General features: G+C 75.4%; 2 protein-coding genes (1 of these 2 cut by a window edge). Both read right to left on the bottom strand.

What is annotated here, in order from left to right; genetic code table 11:
* Nucleotides 1-2 precede the first annotated feature (2 nt).
* Entirely contained in the window at nucleotides 3-14942 is a 14940-nt protein-coding gene (locus E0500_RS43210; RefSeq protein WP_131563643.1) for a type I polyketide synthase, read from the bottom strand.
* Nucleotides 14939-18961, bottom strand: partial view of a type I polyketide synthase gene (locus E0500_RS28860; protein ID WP_181587168.1) — the end only. 16836 nt of this gene lie beyond the right edge of the window; 4023 of the gene's 20859 nt are visible here — the last part of the coding sequence; the start codon falls outside the window, past its right edge; its stop codon occupies nucleotides 14939-14941. Before E0500_RS28860 ends, E0500_RS43210 begins: the two co-directional genes overlap by 4 nt.

The following is an 18961-nucleotide window of genomic DNA, read 5'->3' as shown; positions in this document are numbered from 1 at the left end:
GTTCAGCGGTCGGTGGGTCGGCCGATCTCGCTGTCGATGAAGGCGATGAGGTCTTCGGCCCCGGCGGCGTCGAGGCGCTTGCGCACGTCGTCGTCCGCCCCCCGCCGTTCGCCGCCGTCGTCGGTGATCCGGGCGAGCAGGGCCCGCAGACGGGCGGCGGCGCCGGTGCGGACGGCGGGGTCGAGGCTGTCGGCGTCGAGCACGCCGGCCAGGGCCGTGTCCAGGCGGTCGAGTTCGGCGTGCAGTGCGTCGGCGGGTGCCGTCGTACCGCGGCCGAGCCGCCGCGCGAGGTGCTCGGCGACGGCCAGCGGGGTGGGGTGGTCGAAGACGAGGGTGGCGGGGATACGCAGGCCGGTGACGGTGCCGAGCCGGTTGCGCATCTCCACGGAGGTCAGGGAGTCGAAGCCGAGTGCGGCGAACTCGTCCTCGGCGCCGATCTGTTCGGGTGTGTCGTGGCCGAGCACGGTCGCGGCCTCGGCGCGCACCAGGTCGGTGAGGTGCCGGGTGCGATCCTGCGGACGCAGTCCATCGAGGCGGGCGGCGAGTTCGGCGGCGCGGTTGCGGCCCGCGGCCGTGCGGCGTCCGCCGATCAGCCCGCGCAGGACGGGGGGCACCGGTCCGGCGAACGGCAGCGCCGCGCCGGTGCGGGCGGCCGTGCGCATCAGTACGGGCCGGGCGTCGTCGCGGGCGGTGGCCGCGTCGAACAGGGCGAGACCCAGTTCGGGTTCGAGGGGCGGAGTGCCGGAGCGGTTCATGCGCCGGATGTGGTCCTCGCTCAGTCCGCTGGTCATACCGGAGCTGTGCGCCCAGGGGCCCCAGGCCAGCGAGTGGCCGGGACGTCCCGTCGCGGCGCGGTGCTGGGCGAGGGCGTCGAGGAAGGCGTTGGCGGCGGCGTAGTTGGCCTGGCCGGCGCTGCCGACGACACCGGCGGTGGACGAGTACGTGACGAACGCGTCCAGGTCCAGATGGCCGGTGGCCCGGTGCAGATGCCAGGCGGCGTCGGCCTTGGGCCGCAGGACGGTGTCGAACCGGTCGGGGGTGAGAGCGTCCAGGACGCCGTCGTCGAGGATGCCGGCGGTGTGCACGACGGCGGTCAGCGGGTGCTCGGCGGGGACGCTCGCGACGAGGGCGGCCACGTCGTCCGGGTCGGCGACATCGGCGGCGGCCACGGTGACCCGGGCGCCGTGGGCTTCGAGTTCGTCGCGCAGTTCCGCGGCGCCGGGGGCGTCGGGGCCGCGCCGGCCGGCCAGTAGGAGGTGGCGCATTCCATGGGCGGTGACCAGGTGCCGGGCGAGGATGCGGGCCAGGCCACCGGTGCCGCCGGTGATGAGTACGGTGCCGTCGGTGCGCCAGCCGGCCGGACCGGCGGCGGATGTGGCGGCGACGTCGGGCACGCGGGCGAGCCGCGCCACGCGCAGGCAACCGTCGCGCACCATGAACTGCTCCTCATCCGTGTCCGGCAGGGCGGGCAGCACAGCCGCGGTGGACGCGCCGCCGTCGACGTCGACGAGGAGGAACCGGCCTGGGTGTTCCATCTGGGCGGACCGCACCAGGCCCCAGACCGCCGCCGCGGCCGGGTCGGTGACGTCCTCGCCGTCCGGTGCGACCGCGCCGCGGGTGAGGAACACCATGCGGGTACGGGCGAACCGGTCCTCGGCGAGGAACTCCTGCGTCAACGTCAGTGCGCGGTGCGTCAGTTCGTGGACGGCTCCGGCGGTGTCGTCGGGGCGGCCCGTGAGCGGGACGGCGAGCAGCCGCACCGGCGCGTCGTCACCTTCTCGTAGTTCGGCCAGGGACTTCACTGGTTCCGCGAGCGACCCGAGGGCGTGTTCCGGAACCCGCCCCAGGTCCGGGTCGGTGTCGTTGGTCGTGAGGGCGTACCAGGGGGCCGGCTCGGCGGGGGCGGCCGGGACGGGCCTCTCCTCCCAGTCCAGGCGGAACAGCGAGGTGCGCAGATCGGGTCCGGCGGCGGGGGCGTCGGCGCGGCGCTGCGCCGGGCGCAGGACGACGGCGCGGGCCGTGAGCACAGGCGCACCCGAGGGGTCGGCGGCGACGAGGTCACGTGTGTCGCCGCTGCCGGTCAGCCGTATGCGCAGTTCGGTGGCTGATACGGCGTGCAGGGACACCTCGCGCCACTGGACGGCGAGCAGCCGCTCGGGGTCGGTCTGCTCGGTCTCGGTGACGAGGTGCGCGGCATGCAGGGCGGCGTCGAGGAGCACCGGGTGCAGTCCGAACCCGGCGTGTTCGCCGGTCTCCTTGGGCAGGGCGAGTTCGGCGTACAGGTGGTCGCCGTGCCGCCAGGCGGCGCGCAGGGCGCGGGCGGCGGGGCCGTGCTCGACACCGGCGTCGGCGAGCCGGTCGTAGAGGTCGTCCAGGGCGAGTTCGGTGGCGTCGGGCGGGGGCCACTGGCCGGCGGCGTACCGGGTGGTGTCGGGTGCGGGGGCCGGTGGCTCGGGGGTGAGCCGGCCGTGGGCGTGCTCGGTCCAGTCGGCGTCCGGCTCCTGGGCGGGCCGGGTGTGGCACCACACGGGCCGGCCGCCGTCGTCGCCGGGGGCGCCGATACGGAGCTGGAGTTGGAGGGCGCCCTGGTCGGGCACGGTCACCGGCTCGGTCAGGGCGAGTTCGGCGACGTGCGGTGTGCCGGCCTGGTCGCCGGCGCGTACGGAGGCCTCCACCAGGGCGGCGCCGGGCAGTCGGCCCGCTCCGTCCACGGCCGACCCCTCCAGCCAGGGGTGGAGGGGTCGCGACAGGGTGCCGGTGAGCACCAGGTCCCCTGCCCCGGCGACGGGCAGTGCGGCGCCGAGCAGGGGGTGGTCGGTGGCGGCGAGGCCGAGTCCGGTCGCGTCGGCGGAGCGCAGGGAGGCGGTGGGCCACAGCCGGCGCCGCTGGAACGGATAGGTCGGCAGTTCGGGCAGGTGCCGGGCGCCCGTGCCGGCGTACAGGCCGGTCCAGTCGACCGTGACGCCCTCGACGTGCAGGGTGGCGAGCGCGGTCACCGCCGACGCCTCCTCGGGGCGGTCGCGGCGCAGCAGCGGTACGGCGACGGCAACATCGGGCGCGAGGCCGGCGACGAGGGAGGTGAGACCGCCGTCGGGGCCGATCTCAAGGAAGGCGTCGACGCCGGTGCCGGCGAGCGTGCGGACGGCGTCGGCGAAGCGGACCGGCTCGCGCAGGTGCCGCACCCAGTACTCGGGCGAGGCGAGGTCGTCACCGGCCGGGGCGCCCGTCGCGGCGGACACGAACGGGATGCGGGGCCGGTGGTGGGTCAGGGTGGCGGTGAAGTTCCGGAAGTCGTCGAGCATCGGGTCCATCAACGGGGAGTGGAAGGCGTGGGACACCCCCAGCCGGCGGGTGCGCCGGTCGCCGAGGCGGGCGAGGACGGCCTCGACGGCGGGCTCGGTGCCGGACAGCACCAGCGCTGAGGGGCCGTTGACGGCACCGATGGCGACCTTGCCGGTGAGGAGGGGCACCACCTCGTCCTCGGTGGCGGCGACGGCCACCATGACGCCGCCGGGCGGCAGTTCGCCCATCAGCCGGGCGCGAGCGCTGACCAGGGCGCAGGCTTCTTCGAGGGTGAGGATGCCCGCGACATGGGCGGCGGCGATCTCTCCGACGGAGTGCCCGGTGACGTACTCCGGCGTGACGCCGAGGGACGCGACGAGGCGGTGCAGGGCGATCTGGAGGGCGAACAGGGCGGGCTGTGCGTGCTCGGTGCGGCGCAGGGTGTCGGGGTCGTCGCCCCAGACGATGTCTCGCAGGCCGGGCGGGAGGTGGGTGAGCACCTCGTCGAAGGCGTCGGCGAACACCGGGAAGCGGTCGTGCAACTCCCGCCCCATGCCCGGCCGTTGTGTGCCCTGCCCGGAGAACACCAGGGCCGGGCTGCGCTCGGCGGCGGTGCCGCGCACGCTCTCGCCGTCGGCGAGGAGCACGGCGCGGTGGGCGAAGTGGGAGCGGGCGGCGAGGGAGCGGCCCACGTCGTGCGGGTCGCGGCCGCGCGCCCAGTCGGTCAGCGCGGCGATCCGGGCGTCGAGGGCCTCCTCGGTGCGGGCGGACACCGGCCACGGCGCTAGGGCCTGTGTCGAAAGTGGGGTCGTCCGCCCGAAGGGCGGGCCGGGCGGCGGCGATGGGGGTGCCCCCGCGCGAGCTCGGGTTCGAGCATGGGGGAGCGTGCTCTCGGCGTGCCGGGCGGAAGACCCCGTTGACGGACCGGACGTACTTGGGCTTTCGCCCGGTGCGGCGAGAGGGCGTGCCGGGCGTCGCCCGGCAGGCGCCACTTTCGACACAGGCCCTAGGGCGGCTGTCACGACGGACGTCGCCTGCTCCGGCTCGGGAGCGCCCTCGATGATGACGTGCGCGTTGGTGCCGCTGATCCCGAACGCGGACACGGCGATCCGCGGCGGCCTGCCCGTCTCGGGCCACTCGGTGGTGTCGGTGAGCAGGGACAGCGCGCCGGAGGACCAGTCGATACGGCTGGAGGGTGTGTCGGCGTGGAGGGTGCGGGGCAGTCGGCCGTGGCGCAGCGCGAGCACCGACTTGATGACGCCGGCGACTCCGGCGGCGGCCTGGGTGTGGCCGATGTTCGTCTTCACCGACCCGAGCAGCAGGGGCCGTTCGCGGTCGCGGCCGTAGGTGGCGAGCAGCGCCTGCGCCTCGATGGGGTCGCCGAGCCGCGTTCCGGTGCCGTGTGCCTCGACGGCGTCCACGTCGGCCGGGGTGAGGCGGGCGCTCGCGAGGGCCTGGTGGATGACGCGCTGCTGGGAGGGGCCGTTGGGGGCGCTGAGCCCGTTGGAGGCACCGTCCTGGTTGACGGCCGAGCCCCGCACGACGGCCAGCACGTCGTGCCCGTTGCGCACGGCGTCCGACAGCCGTTCCACGACCAGCATGCCGATGCCCTCGGACCACACCGTGCCGTCGGCGTCGTCGGAGAACGCCTTGCAGCGGCCGTCCGCCGCCAGGCCGCCCTGGATGCTGAAGCCGACGAAGCTGACCGAGGTGGTCATCACGGTGACGCCGCCGACCAGGGCGAGTTCGCACTCGCCGCCCCGCAGTGCCTGGGCGGCGAGGTGCAGCGAGACGAGGGACGAGGAGCAGGCCGTGTCGACGGTCATGGCCGGCCCTTCCAGGCCGAACACATACGCCAGCCGGCCGGAGATCACGCTGGCGGCGAGACCGGTGCCGAGGTGGCCACCGATGTCCTCGCGGGCGCGGGTGGCGAGGTGGACGTAGTCCTGGCCGTTGGTGCCGACGAACACGCCGGTGCGGCTGCCGCGCAGCGCCTCGGGGTCGAGTCCGGCACGTTCGAACGCCTCCCACGACGTCTCCAGCAGCAGCCTCTGCTGCGGGTCCATCGCGAGGGCCTCGCGGGGGCTGATGCCGAAGAAGCCCGGGTCGAAGTCGGCGACGTCGTACAGGAATCCGCCGCGGGTGGTGGCGCTGCTGCCGGGGCCGGTGCCGTGCAGGGTGTCGAGGTCCCAGCCGCGGTCGTCCGGGAAGGGTCCGGTGCCCTCGCGGCCGGCGAGCATCAGCTCCCAGAACTCCTCGGGGGTGCTGACGTCGCCGGGGAAGCGGCAGGCCATGCCGACGATGGCCAGCGGCTCGTCCTGGGCCACGGGCGCGGGGCGCTGGGTGCTCCGGTCGGCGGTGGCGGAGTCGTCGAGCAGTTCGGCGAGAAGGTGGGCGGCGAGGCGGCGCGGGCTCGGGTAGTCGTAGACCAAGGTCGCAGGAAGCTTGAGCCCGATGCCGGAAGAAAGACGTCTGCACAGCTCCACGGCGGTGAGCGAGTCCATGCCCAGCCTGCCGAACTCGTGGTCGGGGTCGATCCCGTCGCGGCCCCGGTGGCCGAGCACGACGGCCGTCTCGGTGCGCACCAGCCCCAGCAGGTGCCGCTTGCGCTCCTCGGGGCCGAGGGCGGTGAGCCGCGCGACGAGTTCGTCGCGGGAGGCGGAGCCGTCCGTGGCCGGTTCGGTGCGGGGAGCGGGCGGGGCGACGGGGCCGCCGTCGGGCCAGTACCGCTCCCGCTGGAAGGGGTACGTCGGCAACTCCACGCGGCGTGCTCCGGTGCCCGCGCCGACGGCACGCCAGTCGACGGAGACGCCCGCGACATGGAGCGTGGCCAGCGCGCCGATCACGGTTTCCTCCTCGCCCCGGTCGCGGCGCAGCATCGGGGTGGCGACGCCGTCGAAAGGGCCCACGGCGAGAACGATGCCGCTGAGCACACCGGCCGGGCCGGCCTCCAGGAAAGCCCCGGCTCCCGCCGTACGCAGGGCGTCCACCGCGTCGGCGAACCGTACGGTCTCCCGGGCGTGCCGCACCCAGTACTCCGCCGAACACAGCTCCTCCGGCTCGGCGATGCGCCCGGTGAGGGCCGACGCCACCGTGATCCGTGGCGGGCGGAACTCCAGCCCGGCCAGGGCCTGCCGGAAGTCGTCCAGCATCGGCTCCATGAGCGGCGAGTGGAAGGCGTGGCTCACGGCGAGGCGCGTGTGCCGCCGCTCGCCGAGGGCGGCCACGACGGCGGTCACCTGGTCCTCGGCGCCGGAGACGACCAGCGCGGTGGGGCCGTTGGCCGCGGCCAGGGACACACCGTCGGTGAGCAGCGGCCGTACCTCGTCCTCGGTCGCCTCGACCGCGACCATCACGCCGCCCGGCGGCAGCGCGGCCATCAGCCGGCCCCGGGCAGCCACCAGCGCGCAGGCGTCCGCGAGCGAGAGGACACCCGCGGCATGGGCGGCGGCCACCTCGCCGACGGAGTGCCCGGTGACGTGTCCGGCGGTGACGCCCCACGACTCCAGCAGCCGGAACAGCGCGACCTCCACGGCGAACACGGCGCACTGCGCGTGGTCGGTGCGGCCCAGCAGTGCCTCGTCCGTGCCCCACATCGCGTCCCGGACGCCGGCGTCGAAGTGGCCGAGTACCTCGTCGAGGGCTGAGGCGAACTCCGGGAAACGGGTGTGCAGTTCGCGGCCCATACCGAGCCGTTGGCTGCCCTGGCCGGGGAAGACGACGGCGAGGGGACGGTCGGCGCCGAGGCCACGGGCGAGTTCGGTCGTGCCGTCGGAGTGCAGGACGGCACGGTGTTCGAGGGCGGCACGACCGGCCAGCGTCCAGGCCACGTCCCGTGCGTCAAGCCCTTCGGCGGCCGACCTGATCCGGGCGATCTGGGCGTCGAGGGCGGCTTCGGTGCGGGCGGAGATCACCCACGGCAGCAGGGGGGTGGCGGGGGCGGCGCGGTCCGGATCGGGTGTCGTGGCCGAAGCGCGGCCCGACTCCGGCACGGTGGCCCGGGTGCGCTCCGATCCCGGGGCCTCGGCCGACGCGTGATCCGGCCCCGGCGCGGTGGCCGACGCGCGGTCCGGTTGCGTTGCGTTGGGCGGCGTCCGGTTCGGTTCCGGTGCGCCGAGGGGCGGCGGCCCTTCCAACCCGGTAGCGCTGGGCGGCTGTTCGAGCAGGACGTGTGCGTTGGTGCCGCTGATGCCGAAGGAGGACACGCCGGCGCGGCGGGGGCGGCCGGTGTCCGGCCACGGGTGGTTCTCGGTGAGCAGCCGTACGGCCCCGCTCGACCAGTCGACGTGCCGGGACGGCGGGTCGGCGTGCAGGGTGCGGGGCAGGACGCCGTGCCGCATCGCCATCACGGTCTTGATGAGCCCGGCGGCACCGGCGGCGGCCTGGGTGTGGCCGAGGTTGGACTTCACCGACCCGAGCAGCAGGGGCCGTTCGCGGTCCTGGCCGTAGGTGGCGAGCAGGGCCTGCGCCTCGATCGGGTCGCCGAGGCTGGTGCCGGTGCCGTGCGCCTCGACGGCGTCCACGTCGGCCGGGGTGAGCCCGGCATTGGCGAGGGCCTGGCGGATGACCTGCTGCTGGGAGGGGCCGTTGGGCGCGGTGAGCCCGTTGGAGGCACCGTCCTGGTTGACGGCCGAGCCCCGCACCACGGCGAGGACCTCGTGCCCGTTGCGCACGGCGTCCGACAGCCGCTCCACGACGAGGACGGCGACGCCCTCGGACCACCCGGTCCCGTCGGCGCCGTCCCCGAAAGCCTTGCAGCGGCCGTCGGTGGCGAGGCCGCCCATGCGGGAGAACCCGGCGAAGCCCACCGGAGTGGACATCACGGTGACCGCTCCGACGAGGGCGAGACCGCACTCACCGCCGCGCAGCGCCTGCCCGGCGAGGTGGAGGGCGACGAGGGAGGAGGAGCAGGCGGTGTCGACGGTCAGGGCCGGGCCCTCCAGGCCGAACACATACGCCAGCCGCCCGGAGGCGACGCTGGTGTTCAGGCCGGTGGTGGCGTGGGCCTCGACGTCGACGGAGGACTGCATGACGAGGCTGCCGTAGTCCTGGCCGCTGAGGCCGACGAAGACGCCGGTGCGGCTGCCGCGCAGGCTGTGCGGGTCGAGGTCGGCCCGTTCGAGCGCCTCCCAGGCTGTCTCCAGCAGGAGCCGCTGCTGCGGGTCGGTCGCCACCGCCTCGCGCGGGGAGATCTCGAAGAACGCGGCGTCGAACTCGCTCGCGCCGCGCAGGAATCCGCCGGCGACTCCGTCGGCCGAGGCGACGCCGGTGTGCTTCTCCCAGCCCCGGTCGTCGGGCATGCCGGAGATGGCGTCACCGCCGGCCGCCACGAACTCCCACAGCTCTTCGGGCGAGGTGATGCCGCCGGGGTAGCGGCAGGCCATGCCGACGACGGCGAGCGGTTCGTCCGCAAGGCCGGTGCCAGTGCCGGCTCGTGTGCCGGAGGCGGTCCGCGTCACGGGGCCGTCGCCGACGACACCCTCCTCGATGAGTTCGCCGAGCAGATGGATGGCGAGACGGCGTGGCGTGGGGTAGTCGAAGACCAGCGTGGCGGGCAGTTGGAGGCCGGTGGCGGTGGCCAGCCGGTTGCGCAGTTCGATCGCGGTCAGCGAGTCGACTCCGAGCCGGCGGAACTCGCTGTCGGCGTCGATCGCCTCGCTCGTGCCGTGGCCCAGCACACCGGCCGCCTCGGCCCGCACCAGCTCGACGAGGTGGCGGCGCCGTTCATCGGGCCGCTGTCCCGCGAGCCGGTCCACGAGCGTGCCGCGCGTGACGGTCCCGCTGCCGGCGGTGCGTCTCCCGGGGCGGACCAGGCCGCGCAGCAGCGCGGGGACGGGGACGCCCGGGGGGAGGAGCGTGCCGCCGACGGGCAGCGGGGCGAGGACGGCCGCGTCGGTGACGAGCGCGGCGTCGAAGAGGGCGAGGCCCTGCTCGGGGGTCAGCGGCGGGAGTCCGAGAGCCGAGATGCGCCGCTGGTCTCGGTCGGACAGCGCCGCGGTCATGCCGCCGCCGTCCTGCTCCCAGCCGGGCCAGCGCAGCGACAGCGCGGGCAGCCCGTGCGCGCGGCGGTGCTCGGCGAGCGCGTCGAGGAAGGCGTTGGCGGCGGCGTAGTTGGCCTGGCCGGGGCTGCCCATCAGACCCGCGGTGGACGAGTAGAGCACGAACGCGGCCAGGTCCAGGTCGCGGGTCTGCTCGTGCAGTTGCCAGGCCACATCGGCCTTGGGCCGCAGCACGGTGTCGAGCCGGTCCGGGGTGAGTGCGTCCAGCACGCCGTCGTCGAGGACGCCCGCCGTGTGGACGACGGCGGTGAGCGGGTGCGCGGCGGGGACGGCGTCCAGCACGGCGCCCACGGCGCCGGGCGCGGTGAGGTCGCAGGCGACAAGGCCGACCTCGGCGCCGTGCGCCGCGAGTTCCTGCTTGAGTTCGTGGGCGCCGGGCGCGTCGGGTCCGCGGCGGCCGGCGAGCAGCAGGTGCCGTACGCCGTGCCGGGTGACGAGGTGGCGGGCGAGGAGGCTGCCGAGGCCGCCGGTACCGCCGGTGATCAGGACCGTGCCGTCGGGGTCCAGGGCGGGCGGCAGGGTGAGGGCGAGTTTGCCGGTGTGCCGGGCGAGGCTCATGAAGCGGAACGCCTCGGCGGCCCGCCGCATGTCCCAGGAGCTCACCGGCAGGGGCCGCAGGGCGCCGTCGGCGAACAGCGCGTCGAGTGCCGTCAGCATCCGCCGGATGCCGTCGGGTTCCACCCAGCCCAGGTCGAAGGGCTCGTAGCGGATGCCGTCGGGGATGGTGTCCGCGGTGCGCAGATCGGTCTTGCCCATCTCCAGGAACCGGCCGCCGGGTCCGAGCAGTCGCAGTGAGGCGTCGACGAACTCGCCGGACAGCGCGTTGAGGACGACGTCGAAGTCCTCATCTGCCGCGGCGGCGAACCGGTCGGCGAAGCCGGTGTCGCGGGACGAGGCGATGTGGTCGTCCGCGACGCCGAGTTCGCGCAGCACGGGCCACTTGGTCTCACTGGCGGTGGCGAAGACCTCCGCGCCCAGGTGGCGTGCGAGTTGGATCGCGGCCATGCCGACACCGCCCGCGCCCGCGTGCACGAGGACCTTCTCGCCGGGCCTGACGTCAGCGAGTTCGACGAGCGCCCGGTAGGCGGTGAGGAACACCAGCGGCACCGAACCGGCCGTCTCCCAGGACCAGTCGGCGGGTACGGCGGTCAGCTGCCGTTCGTCCACGACGACGCTCGGCGCGAAGCCGCCGGCGACCATGCCCATGACTCGGTCGCCCGGCCGCCACAGCTCGGCCTCGGGACCCGCCTCGACGACGACACCGGCGGCCTCGGAGCCCAGCAGCCCGGCCTCACCCGGGTACATGCCGAGCGCGCTCAGCACATCGCGGAAGTTGATACCGGCAGCCCGCACCGCGATGCGCACCTGCCGCCCTGTCAGCTCTTCGTGCTCGCAGGGTGTCAGGGCGAGCCCGTCCAGGCTCCCGCGGTCGGTCACGTCCAGCCGCCACGGCCCGGTCACCGGTGGCACGAGCGCGGCACCCGCACCCCGCGCCAGCCGCCCGACCCGCAGTTCCCCGTCGCGCAGGACGGCCTGCGGTTCGGCGTCGTCGAGCAGGGCCGGCAGGGTCGGCAGCAGCGCGGCGGACGCGTCGTCGGCGTCCACCAGCAGCAGACGGCCGGGGTGTTCGGCCTGTGCGGACCGGGCGAGTCCCCATACGGCGGCGGCGCCCGGGTCGGGCACGTCCTCGGCGTCCGTCGCGGCGACGGCGCCCCGCGTCACCAGCAGCAGACGGGAGCGGCGGAAGCGGTCGTCGGTGAGGAAGTCCCGCAGCAGGGAGAGGACTTGGCGGGTGGCGGCACGGGCCGCCTCGGCGCCCCCGCCCGACCCGGCGACGGACACCACGAGGTGGCGCGGTGCCCGCTCGCCCGGCAGCGCGGCCGGCGTCGACACGTGCGCGGCGCCCTTCAGATGCGCCGCGAGCCCGAACGGGTCCTCGCCGACCAGGGCCCAGCCGCCCCGCGCGGCGGCCGGTACCTCGTGGTTGTGCCACTCCAGGCGGAACAGCGACCCGGCCGGGTCGGGCAGGGCAGTCGTGGCGGCGGCGTCGGGTGCGGCCCGCAGGGTGAGGCCGGCGATGGAGAGGACCGGGGCGCCCTGCGTGTCGGCGGCGTCGACCACGACGGTGTCCGGTCCGGTGCGCAGCAGCCGGGCGCGCAGCAGTGCGGGTCCCGAGGCGTGCAGGGTCACATCACGCCACTCGAACGGCAGCAGGCGCTCGGCGTCGTGGTCCAGGGCGGCCGCGTGCAGGACGGAGTCCAGCAGGCCGGGGTGCACGCCGTACTCGCCGGTGTCGCGGACCGAGGCGTCCAGGGCGATCTCCGCGAACAGTTCCTCACCGCGCCGCCACAGGGCGCGCAGTCCGCGGAAGGCGGGGCCGTACACCAGGCCGGCGGCGGCGTAGCGGTCGTAGCGGTCGGTGATGTCGACGGGCTGCGCGTCGCGCGGCGGCCACTCGGCGGCGTCGAACCGAGCCGGCTCGGCGGCGTCCGGGGCGAGCCGGCCGGTGGCGTGCAGGGTCCAGGGTGCCTCGGGCCGGTCGGCGGGCCGGGAGTGGAACCACAGCTCCCGGCGCCCCGTCCCGTCCGGTCCGCCGACCTTCAGCTGTACCTGTACGGCGCCCTCCTCGGGCAGCACGAGCGGTACGGCGAGGGTCAGTTCGGCGACGCGGGCGCAGCCCACCTGGTCCCCGGCGCGGATCGCCAGTTCCAGGAAGCCAGTGCCGGGGAAGAACAGCATGCCGCCGACGCGGTGGTGGGCCAGCCAGGGCTGCACGGCGGTGGAGAGGACGCCGGTGAGCACGAGGTCGTCGGAGCCGGCCACGACCATCGCGGCGCCGAGCAGCGGATGCCCGACCGCTTCGAGCCCGGCGCCGGTCACCTCCAGGGTGCGGGCGCCACCGGCGGGCCAGTACCGCTCGCGCTGGAAGGCGTACGTCGGCAGGTCCACGCGGCGTGCGCCGGTGCCGGCGAAGAACGCGGCCCAGTCGACGGCGACGCCGTGGACGTGCAACGCGGCGAGGCCGGTGACGAGCGCGGCCTCCTCGGCCCGGTCCCGGCGCAACAGCGGCTGCACGACGGCCCGTTCCGGCAGGCAGACACGGGCGGCGGCAGCGAGTACGGAGTCCGGGCCGACCTCCAGGAAGGTGGTGGTCCCGGCCTCCGCGAGGGCTGTCACACCGTCGGCGAAGCGCACGGTCTCGCGGACGTGCCGTACCCAGTACTCCGCCGAGCACAGCTCCTCCGGCTCGGCGATGAGGCCGGTCAGCCCGGAGACGACGGCGAGCTGCGGGGCGTGCCAGGTCAGTCCTTCGGCGACCTCGCGGAAGTCGTCCAGGATCGGGTCCATCAGCGGTGAGTGGAAGGCATGGCTCACCGCGAGCCGGGTGTGCCGCCGCTCCCCCAGCGCCGCGAGCAGATCCGCCACGTCCCCCTCGGCGCCCGAAAGCACCAGGGAGCGCGGCCCGTTGACGGCCGCCACCGCCACGCCGGGCGTCAGCAGCGGCCGTACCTCGGCCTCGGTCGCCTCGACGGCGGCCATCACGCCGCCCGGCGGAAGGGCGGTCATCAGCCGGCCGCGCGCCGCCACCAGCGTGCAGGCGTCCGCGAGGGACAGCACCCCCGCCACATGCGCCGCGGCGATCTCGCCGACCGAGTGCCCGGCGACGAACTCGGCTCGCACGCCCCAGGACTCCAGCAGCCGGTACAGCGCGACCTCCACGGCGAACAGCGCGGCCTGGGTGTGGTCCGTACGGTTCAGCAGCGCGTCGTCCGTGCCCCACATCACCGCGCGGAGCCCGGGGTCGAAACAGGCCAGCGCCTCGTCGAGCGCGTCGGCGAACACCGGGAACCGGGCGTGCAGTTCACGGCCCATGCCGAGCCGCTGGCTGCCCTGCCCGGAGAACAGCAGGGCGAGCTTGGGCCGGCCGGTGACCTGGCCGTGGACGGTGCCGGGGCCGGTGGGGTCGGTGAGGGCGGCCAGGCAGGGCGTGTGGTCGTCCGCGGCGGTGACCACGGCGGTGCGGTGGTCGAGGGCGGCGCGGGTGACGGCGAGGGAATAGGCGACGTCGAGGGGCCGCGGCCTCTCGTCACCGACGAGGAGGTCGCGCAGCCGCTCGGCCTGGTCGCGCAGGGCGGCCGGGGTGGCGGCGGACAGCAGCCAGGGCAGGGCGCCGGGCGTGCGGTCGGGGGCCGTCGGCTCGGGCTCCGATGAGGCGGGCGGGGCCTGTTCGAGGATGACATGGGTGTTGGTGCCGGTCACGCCGAAGGAGGAGACGCCGGCGCGGCGCGGGCGGCCGGTGTCGGGCCAGGGCCGCTCGGTGCCGAGGACCTCGACCGCGCCGGACGTCCAGTCGACGAGGCGGGTGGGTGTGTCGGCGTGCAGGGTGCGCGGCGCGATGCCGTGCCGGATCGCCATGACGGTCTTGATGACGCCGGCGACACCGGAGGCGGCCTGCGCATGGCCGAAGTTGGACTTCACCGACCCCAGCAGCAGAGGCCGGGCACGGTCCTGGCCGTAGGTCGCGAGCAGGCTCTGTGCCTCGATGGGATCGCCGAGCGGGGTGCCGGTGCCGTGTGCCTCGACGACGTCGATGTCGGCGGGGGTGAGCCGGCCGGCGGCGAGGGCGGCGCGGATGACGCGCTGCTGGGAGGGCCCGTTGGGGGCGGTGAAGCCGTTGGAGGCGCCGTCCTGGTTGACGGCGGAGCCCCGGACGACGGCCAGCACCTCGTGGCCGCGCCGTTCGGCGTCGGAGAGCCGCTCCAGCAGCAGCACTCCGGCGCCCTCGGCCCATCCGGTGCCGTCGGCGCCGTCTCCGAAGGCCTTGCACCGGCCGTCCCGGGCGAGTCCGCCCTGCCGGCTGAACTCGACGAGGGGTCCGGGCGTCGCCATCACGTTGACGCCGCCGGCCAGGGCCAGGGCGCTCTCGCCGCCCCGCAGCGACTGGCAGGCCAGATGCAGCGCGACGAGGGACGAGGAACACGCCGTGTCGACGGTCAGCGCGGGCCCCTCCAGACCCAGCGTGTAGGAGAGCCGCCCGGACAGGGCGCCGGCGCCGATGCCGCTGCCGACCTCGCCGTCGGCGTCGGCCAGAGAGCGCAGCACCAGGTGGGCGTAGTCCTGTCCGTTGGTGCCCATGAAGACGCCGGTGCGGCTGCCGCGCAGGGTGGTGGCGTCGAGGCCGGCGCGTTCGATCGCCTCCCAGGAGATCTCCAGCAGCAGGCGCTGCTGGGGGTCCATGCGCTGTGCCTCGCGCGGGGAGATGCCGAAGAAGGCGGCGTCGAAGTCGGTGACGCCGTCGAGGAAGCCGCCGCGGGTGCTGAGTTCGTGTCCGTGCTCGTCGACTCCGGCGGTGCTGAGCGCGGTGAGGTCCCAGCCGCGGTCGGCGGGCAGCGCGGACATCGCGTCGGTGCCATCGGCGACGAGCCGCCACAGGTCCTCCGGGGAGCGCACGCCGCCGGGGTACCGGCAGCCGATGCCGACGACGGCGATCGGCTCCGCGGCGGCGGCGGCCAGCTGCCGGTTCTTCCTGCGCAGACGGTCGACGTCCTTCACGGCGGCCCGCAGGGCCTGGACGACCTGCTCGCTGGGCATCGTGGTCATGGCTGGCTCCGTCGCTCGGCGGACTCGTCGGTCAGGCCGTACGGGTCATCGGGTTCGGTGGGGTCGTCGGGGCCGGCTTCGTGTCCCTGGAGTGCGGCGCGAACGAGGTCGTCGAGCGCCATGGCGTCGATGTCGGCGTCGGGTTCGGGATCCGCCGAGGTTTCGGGGGTGTCCGCGGTGCCGGCGGCGAGGGCGAGGAGTTCGTCGAGCAGTCCGGTGTCGCGTAGCCGGTCCAGGGGCAGTCGGGCGAGCGCCGAGCGGATCCTGGCGTCGTCGGGCGGCACGGTGGGTGTGGTGGCCGCCGCGGGTGTGGGTGACTCGGGGACGAGGCGTTCGGTCAGGTGCCGGGCGAGCGCCACTGGGGTGGGGTGGTCGAAGACGAGGGTGGCGGCCAGCGGCAGACCGGTGGCGGCGGTGAGCTGGTTGCGCAGCTCGACCGCGCCGAGGGAGTCGACGCCCAGGTCGCGGAAGAGTCGTTCGGCGCCGATGACGGCCGGGTCGCGGTGGCCGAGGGTGGCCGCGGAACGGGCCAGCACCAGGTCGAGGACGGCCTCGGCGCGGCGTGCGGGGGGCAGCTTGGCGAGCCGTTCCCGCAGCCCGGTGGCCGGTTCGGCCGTCCGCTCGGCGGCGCCCTGCGGCCGGTCGTGGCCGGGCAGGCCGCGCAGCAGGGCGCGGGGTCGTCCGGCGGCAGGTCCGGCGAACGCGCCCGGAGCCAGGCCCGCTACCAGAGCGGTCGGGTGGGGTTCCGTGACGAGCCGGCACAGCATCTCGGCGGCGAGCTCGGAGTCCATGGGCTCGATGCCGACGCGCCGCATGGCCTCCTCGGCGGCGGCACCCCCGGCCATGCCGCCGCCTCCCCAGACGCCCCAGGCGATGGACGTGGCGGGCAGGCCGTCGGCCCGGCGTCGTTCGGCGAGCGCGTCCAGGACGGCGTTGGCGGCGGCGTAGTTGGCCTGACCGGGGTTGCCGACGAGGGCGGTCGCCGAGGAGAACAGGGCGAAGACCTTCAGATCGCCGTCGCGGGTGAGTTCGTCGAGCAGCAGTGCGGAGGCCGCCTTGGCGCGGAAGACCGTGCCGAACCGCTCGGGGGTGAGCCGGTCCAGCACGCCGTCGTCGACGACGCCGGCGGTGTGCACGACGGCCGTCAGCGGCAGGTCGTCCGGTATCCGGGCGAGCAGGTCGGTGAGCTGCCCCCGGTCGGCGACGTCGCACGCGGCGAGCGTGACACGCGTGCCGAGGCCGGTCAGCTCGTCGCGCAGCGCGGCGGCTCCCGGCGCGTCGGGGCCGCGCCGTCCGGCGAGTACGAGGTGCGGGGCACCGGCCTTGGCGAGGCGCCGCGCCACATGGGCGGCCAGGGCTCCGGTGCCGCCGGTGATCAGTGTGGTGCCGGAGGGCTGCCAGACGGCGTCGGCGTCGGCGTCACGGTCGTCGGCGGGTGCCGGGACGATCCGGCCGGCGAAGACGGTGCCGCCGCGGACGGCGGCTTGGTCCTCACCGTACTCGCCGTTGTGCCCGGCGAGCACGGCGGCGAGGGCGTCGAGTTCGCGGCCGCCGGGCACGGCGGCCGGAAGGTCGACCAGGCCGCCCCAGCGGTCGGGGTACTCCAGCGCGGCGACCCGGCCCAGGCCCCAGACGGCGGCCTGCCGCGGGGCAGGCGCCGCATCCGCCGACCCGACCGCCACCGCACCGCGCGTGACGCACCACAGGGGCGCGGTCAGACCCGCGTCGCCGAGCGCCTGGACGAGGGCCGCGGTGCCGACGGTGCCCGAGGGCGCCCCGTCGCGGTCCGCACGGTCGTCCAGGGCGAGCAGCGACAGCACGCCGGCGAATCCGTTGCCGAACGTCCTTATGCGGGCGGCGAGTTCGGCCCTTTCCGTGCTGTCGACGCGCATCCGCACGACGCTCGTCCCTATCCCGTCGAGGATCGTGTCCGCCCACGTGTCGCCGTCCGTCCGGGCGTCGTCGGCGCGGGACGCGGGCAGCACCGCGAGCCAGGTTCCGGTGGGACGGCGGGCCGGGAGGCCGGACAGCGGCTGCCACGCGACGCGGTACCGCCAGCCGTCCATGCGGGCCTCGGTGTCACGGCCACGCCGCCAGTCGAGCAGCGCGGGCAGCACCTTGGCCAGGGCGTCGTCATCGACGTCGAGACGGGCGCCGAGCTCGGCGAAGTCCTCCTTCTCGACAGCCGTCCAGAAGTCACCGTCCCCGCCCTGCGCGGCCCGTCGGGGGGTGTGCTCGGGCCAGAACCGCTCGTGCTGGAACGGATACGTCGGCACGTCGACGCGGCGCGCCCCGGTGCCGGCGAAGTACGCGTCCCAGTCCACGCCCAGTCCGGCGAGCCGCAGCCGGGCCATCGCAGTGCTCAGCGACTCGACCTCGGCGTGGTCCCGGCGCAGCAGGGGCACGGCGAGCGCGGACGCGGCCTCACCGGCGCCGGCCAGGCCGAGCAGCACACCGCCCGGTCCGACCTCCACCAGCACCGACACCTGACGCTTGCTCAGGGTGCGGACACCGTCGGCGAACCGGACCGCCTCGCGCACGTGCCGGACCCAGTACTCGGGCGTCCCGAAGCCGTCGTCGGCTCCGGCGAGGCGTCCGGTCAGGTTGGAGACGACCGGGATCGCGGGCGCCATGACGGTGAGACCGGTGAGCTCGGCGCGGAAGTCGTCCAGCATCGGCTCCATGTGCGGGGAGTGGAAGGCGTGGCTGACACGGAGGCGGCCCGTGCGGCGGCCCAGGACGGCGAAGTGGGCGGCGATACGGAGCACTTCGTCCTCGTCGCCGGAGACGACGACCGCGTCGGGGCCGTTGACGGCCGCGAGCGACACCCGGTCGGTGAGCAGCGGCCGGACCTCGTCCTCGGTGGCCTGCACCGCGCTCATCGCGCCGCCCTCGGGCAGCCGGTCCATGAGGCGGGCCCGGGCGGCGACGAGCCGGCAGGCGTCGGCGAGCGGGAGCACGCCCGCGACATGGGCGGCGGCGATCTCGCCGACGGAGTGGCCGACGACGTAGTCCGGGGTGATCCCCCAGTGCTCCAGCAGCCGGAACAGCGCGACCTCGACGGCGAACAGCGCGGGCTGCGCCGTACGGGTGCGATCGAGGGCGGTCTCGTCGTCGCCCCACATCACGTCCCGCACCGCCGGGCCGAAGTGCCCGAGCACCTCGTCGAGGGCGGCGCGGAAGGCCGGGTGGGTGTCGTACAGCTCCCGGCCCGTGCCGAGGCGCTGGCTGCCCTGGCCGGGGAAGAGGAAGGCGACCCGGCCGGGGCGGGGTGCGTCCGCGCGCAGCACGCCGGGGGCGTCGGCGGTGCCGGACGGATCGGCGAGGGCGGTGAGGCCCGCCGTGAGGTCGTCGTGGCCGGTGACGGTGAGCGCGGCGCGGTGCTCGAACAGGGCTCGGCCGGCGGCCAGCGCGTACGCCAGGTCGGCGACGGCCGGGCGCGGCTCGGCGGTGACCCGGTGGAGCAGTCGGCGGGCCTGGTCACGCAGGGCGGCGGGGGTGCGGGCGGAGAGCACGACCGGCAGCGGGTGCGGGCCACCGAGGACGAGGTCCGGCGCGGGCTCCTCACTCGGCGCCGCGGGTGCCTGCTCCAGGACGACGTGGGCGTTGGTGCCGCTCGCGCCGAAGGAGGACACGCCGGCGCGGCGCGGTCGGCCTGTCTCCGGCCAGTCGGTGGCCTCGGTCAGCAGTTGTACGGCGCCGGATGCCCAGTCGATGTGCGGGGACGGTGTGTCGGCGTGCAGGGTGCGCGGCAGCAGTCCGTTGTGCATCGCCTGCACCATCTTGATCACGCCGGCGACACCGGATGCGGCCTGGGTGTGGCCGATGTTGGACTTCACCGAGCCGAGCAGCAGCGGCCGTTCGCGGTCCTGGCCGTAGGTGGCGAGCAGGGCCTGGGCCTCGATCGGGTCGCCGAGGCCGGTGCCGGTGCCGTGCGCCTCGACGGCGTCGACGCCGTCCGGGGTCAGTCCGGCGTTGGCCAGGGCCCGGCGGATGACGCGTTGCTGTGCGGGCCCGTT

Origin of the sequence: Streptomyces sp. KM273126, from assembly GCF_004337435.2 — a bacterium.
Classification (GTDB): domain Bacteria; phylum Actinomycetota; class Actinomycetes; order Streptomycetales; family Streptomycetaceae; genus Streptomyces; species Streptomyces acidicola.
The sequence above is the reverse complement of the archived record's forward strand: the minus strand, read 5'-3'. Positions and strand labels throughout refer to the sequence as shown.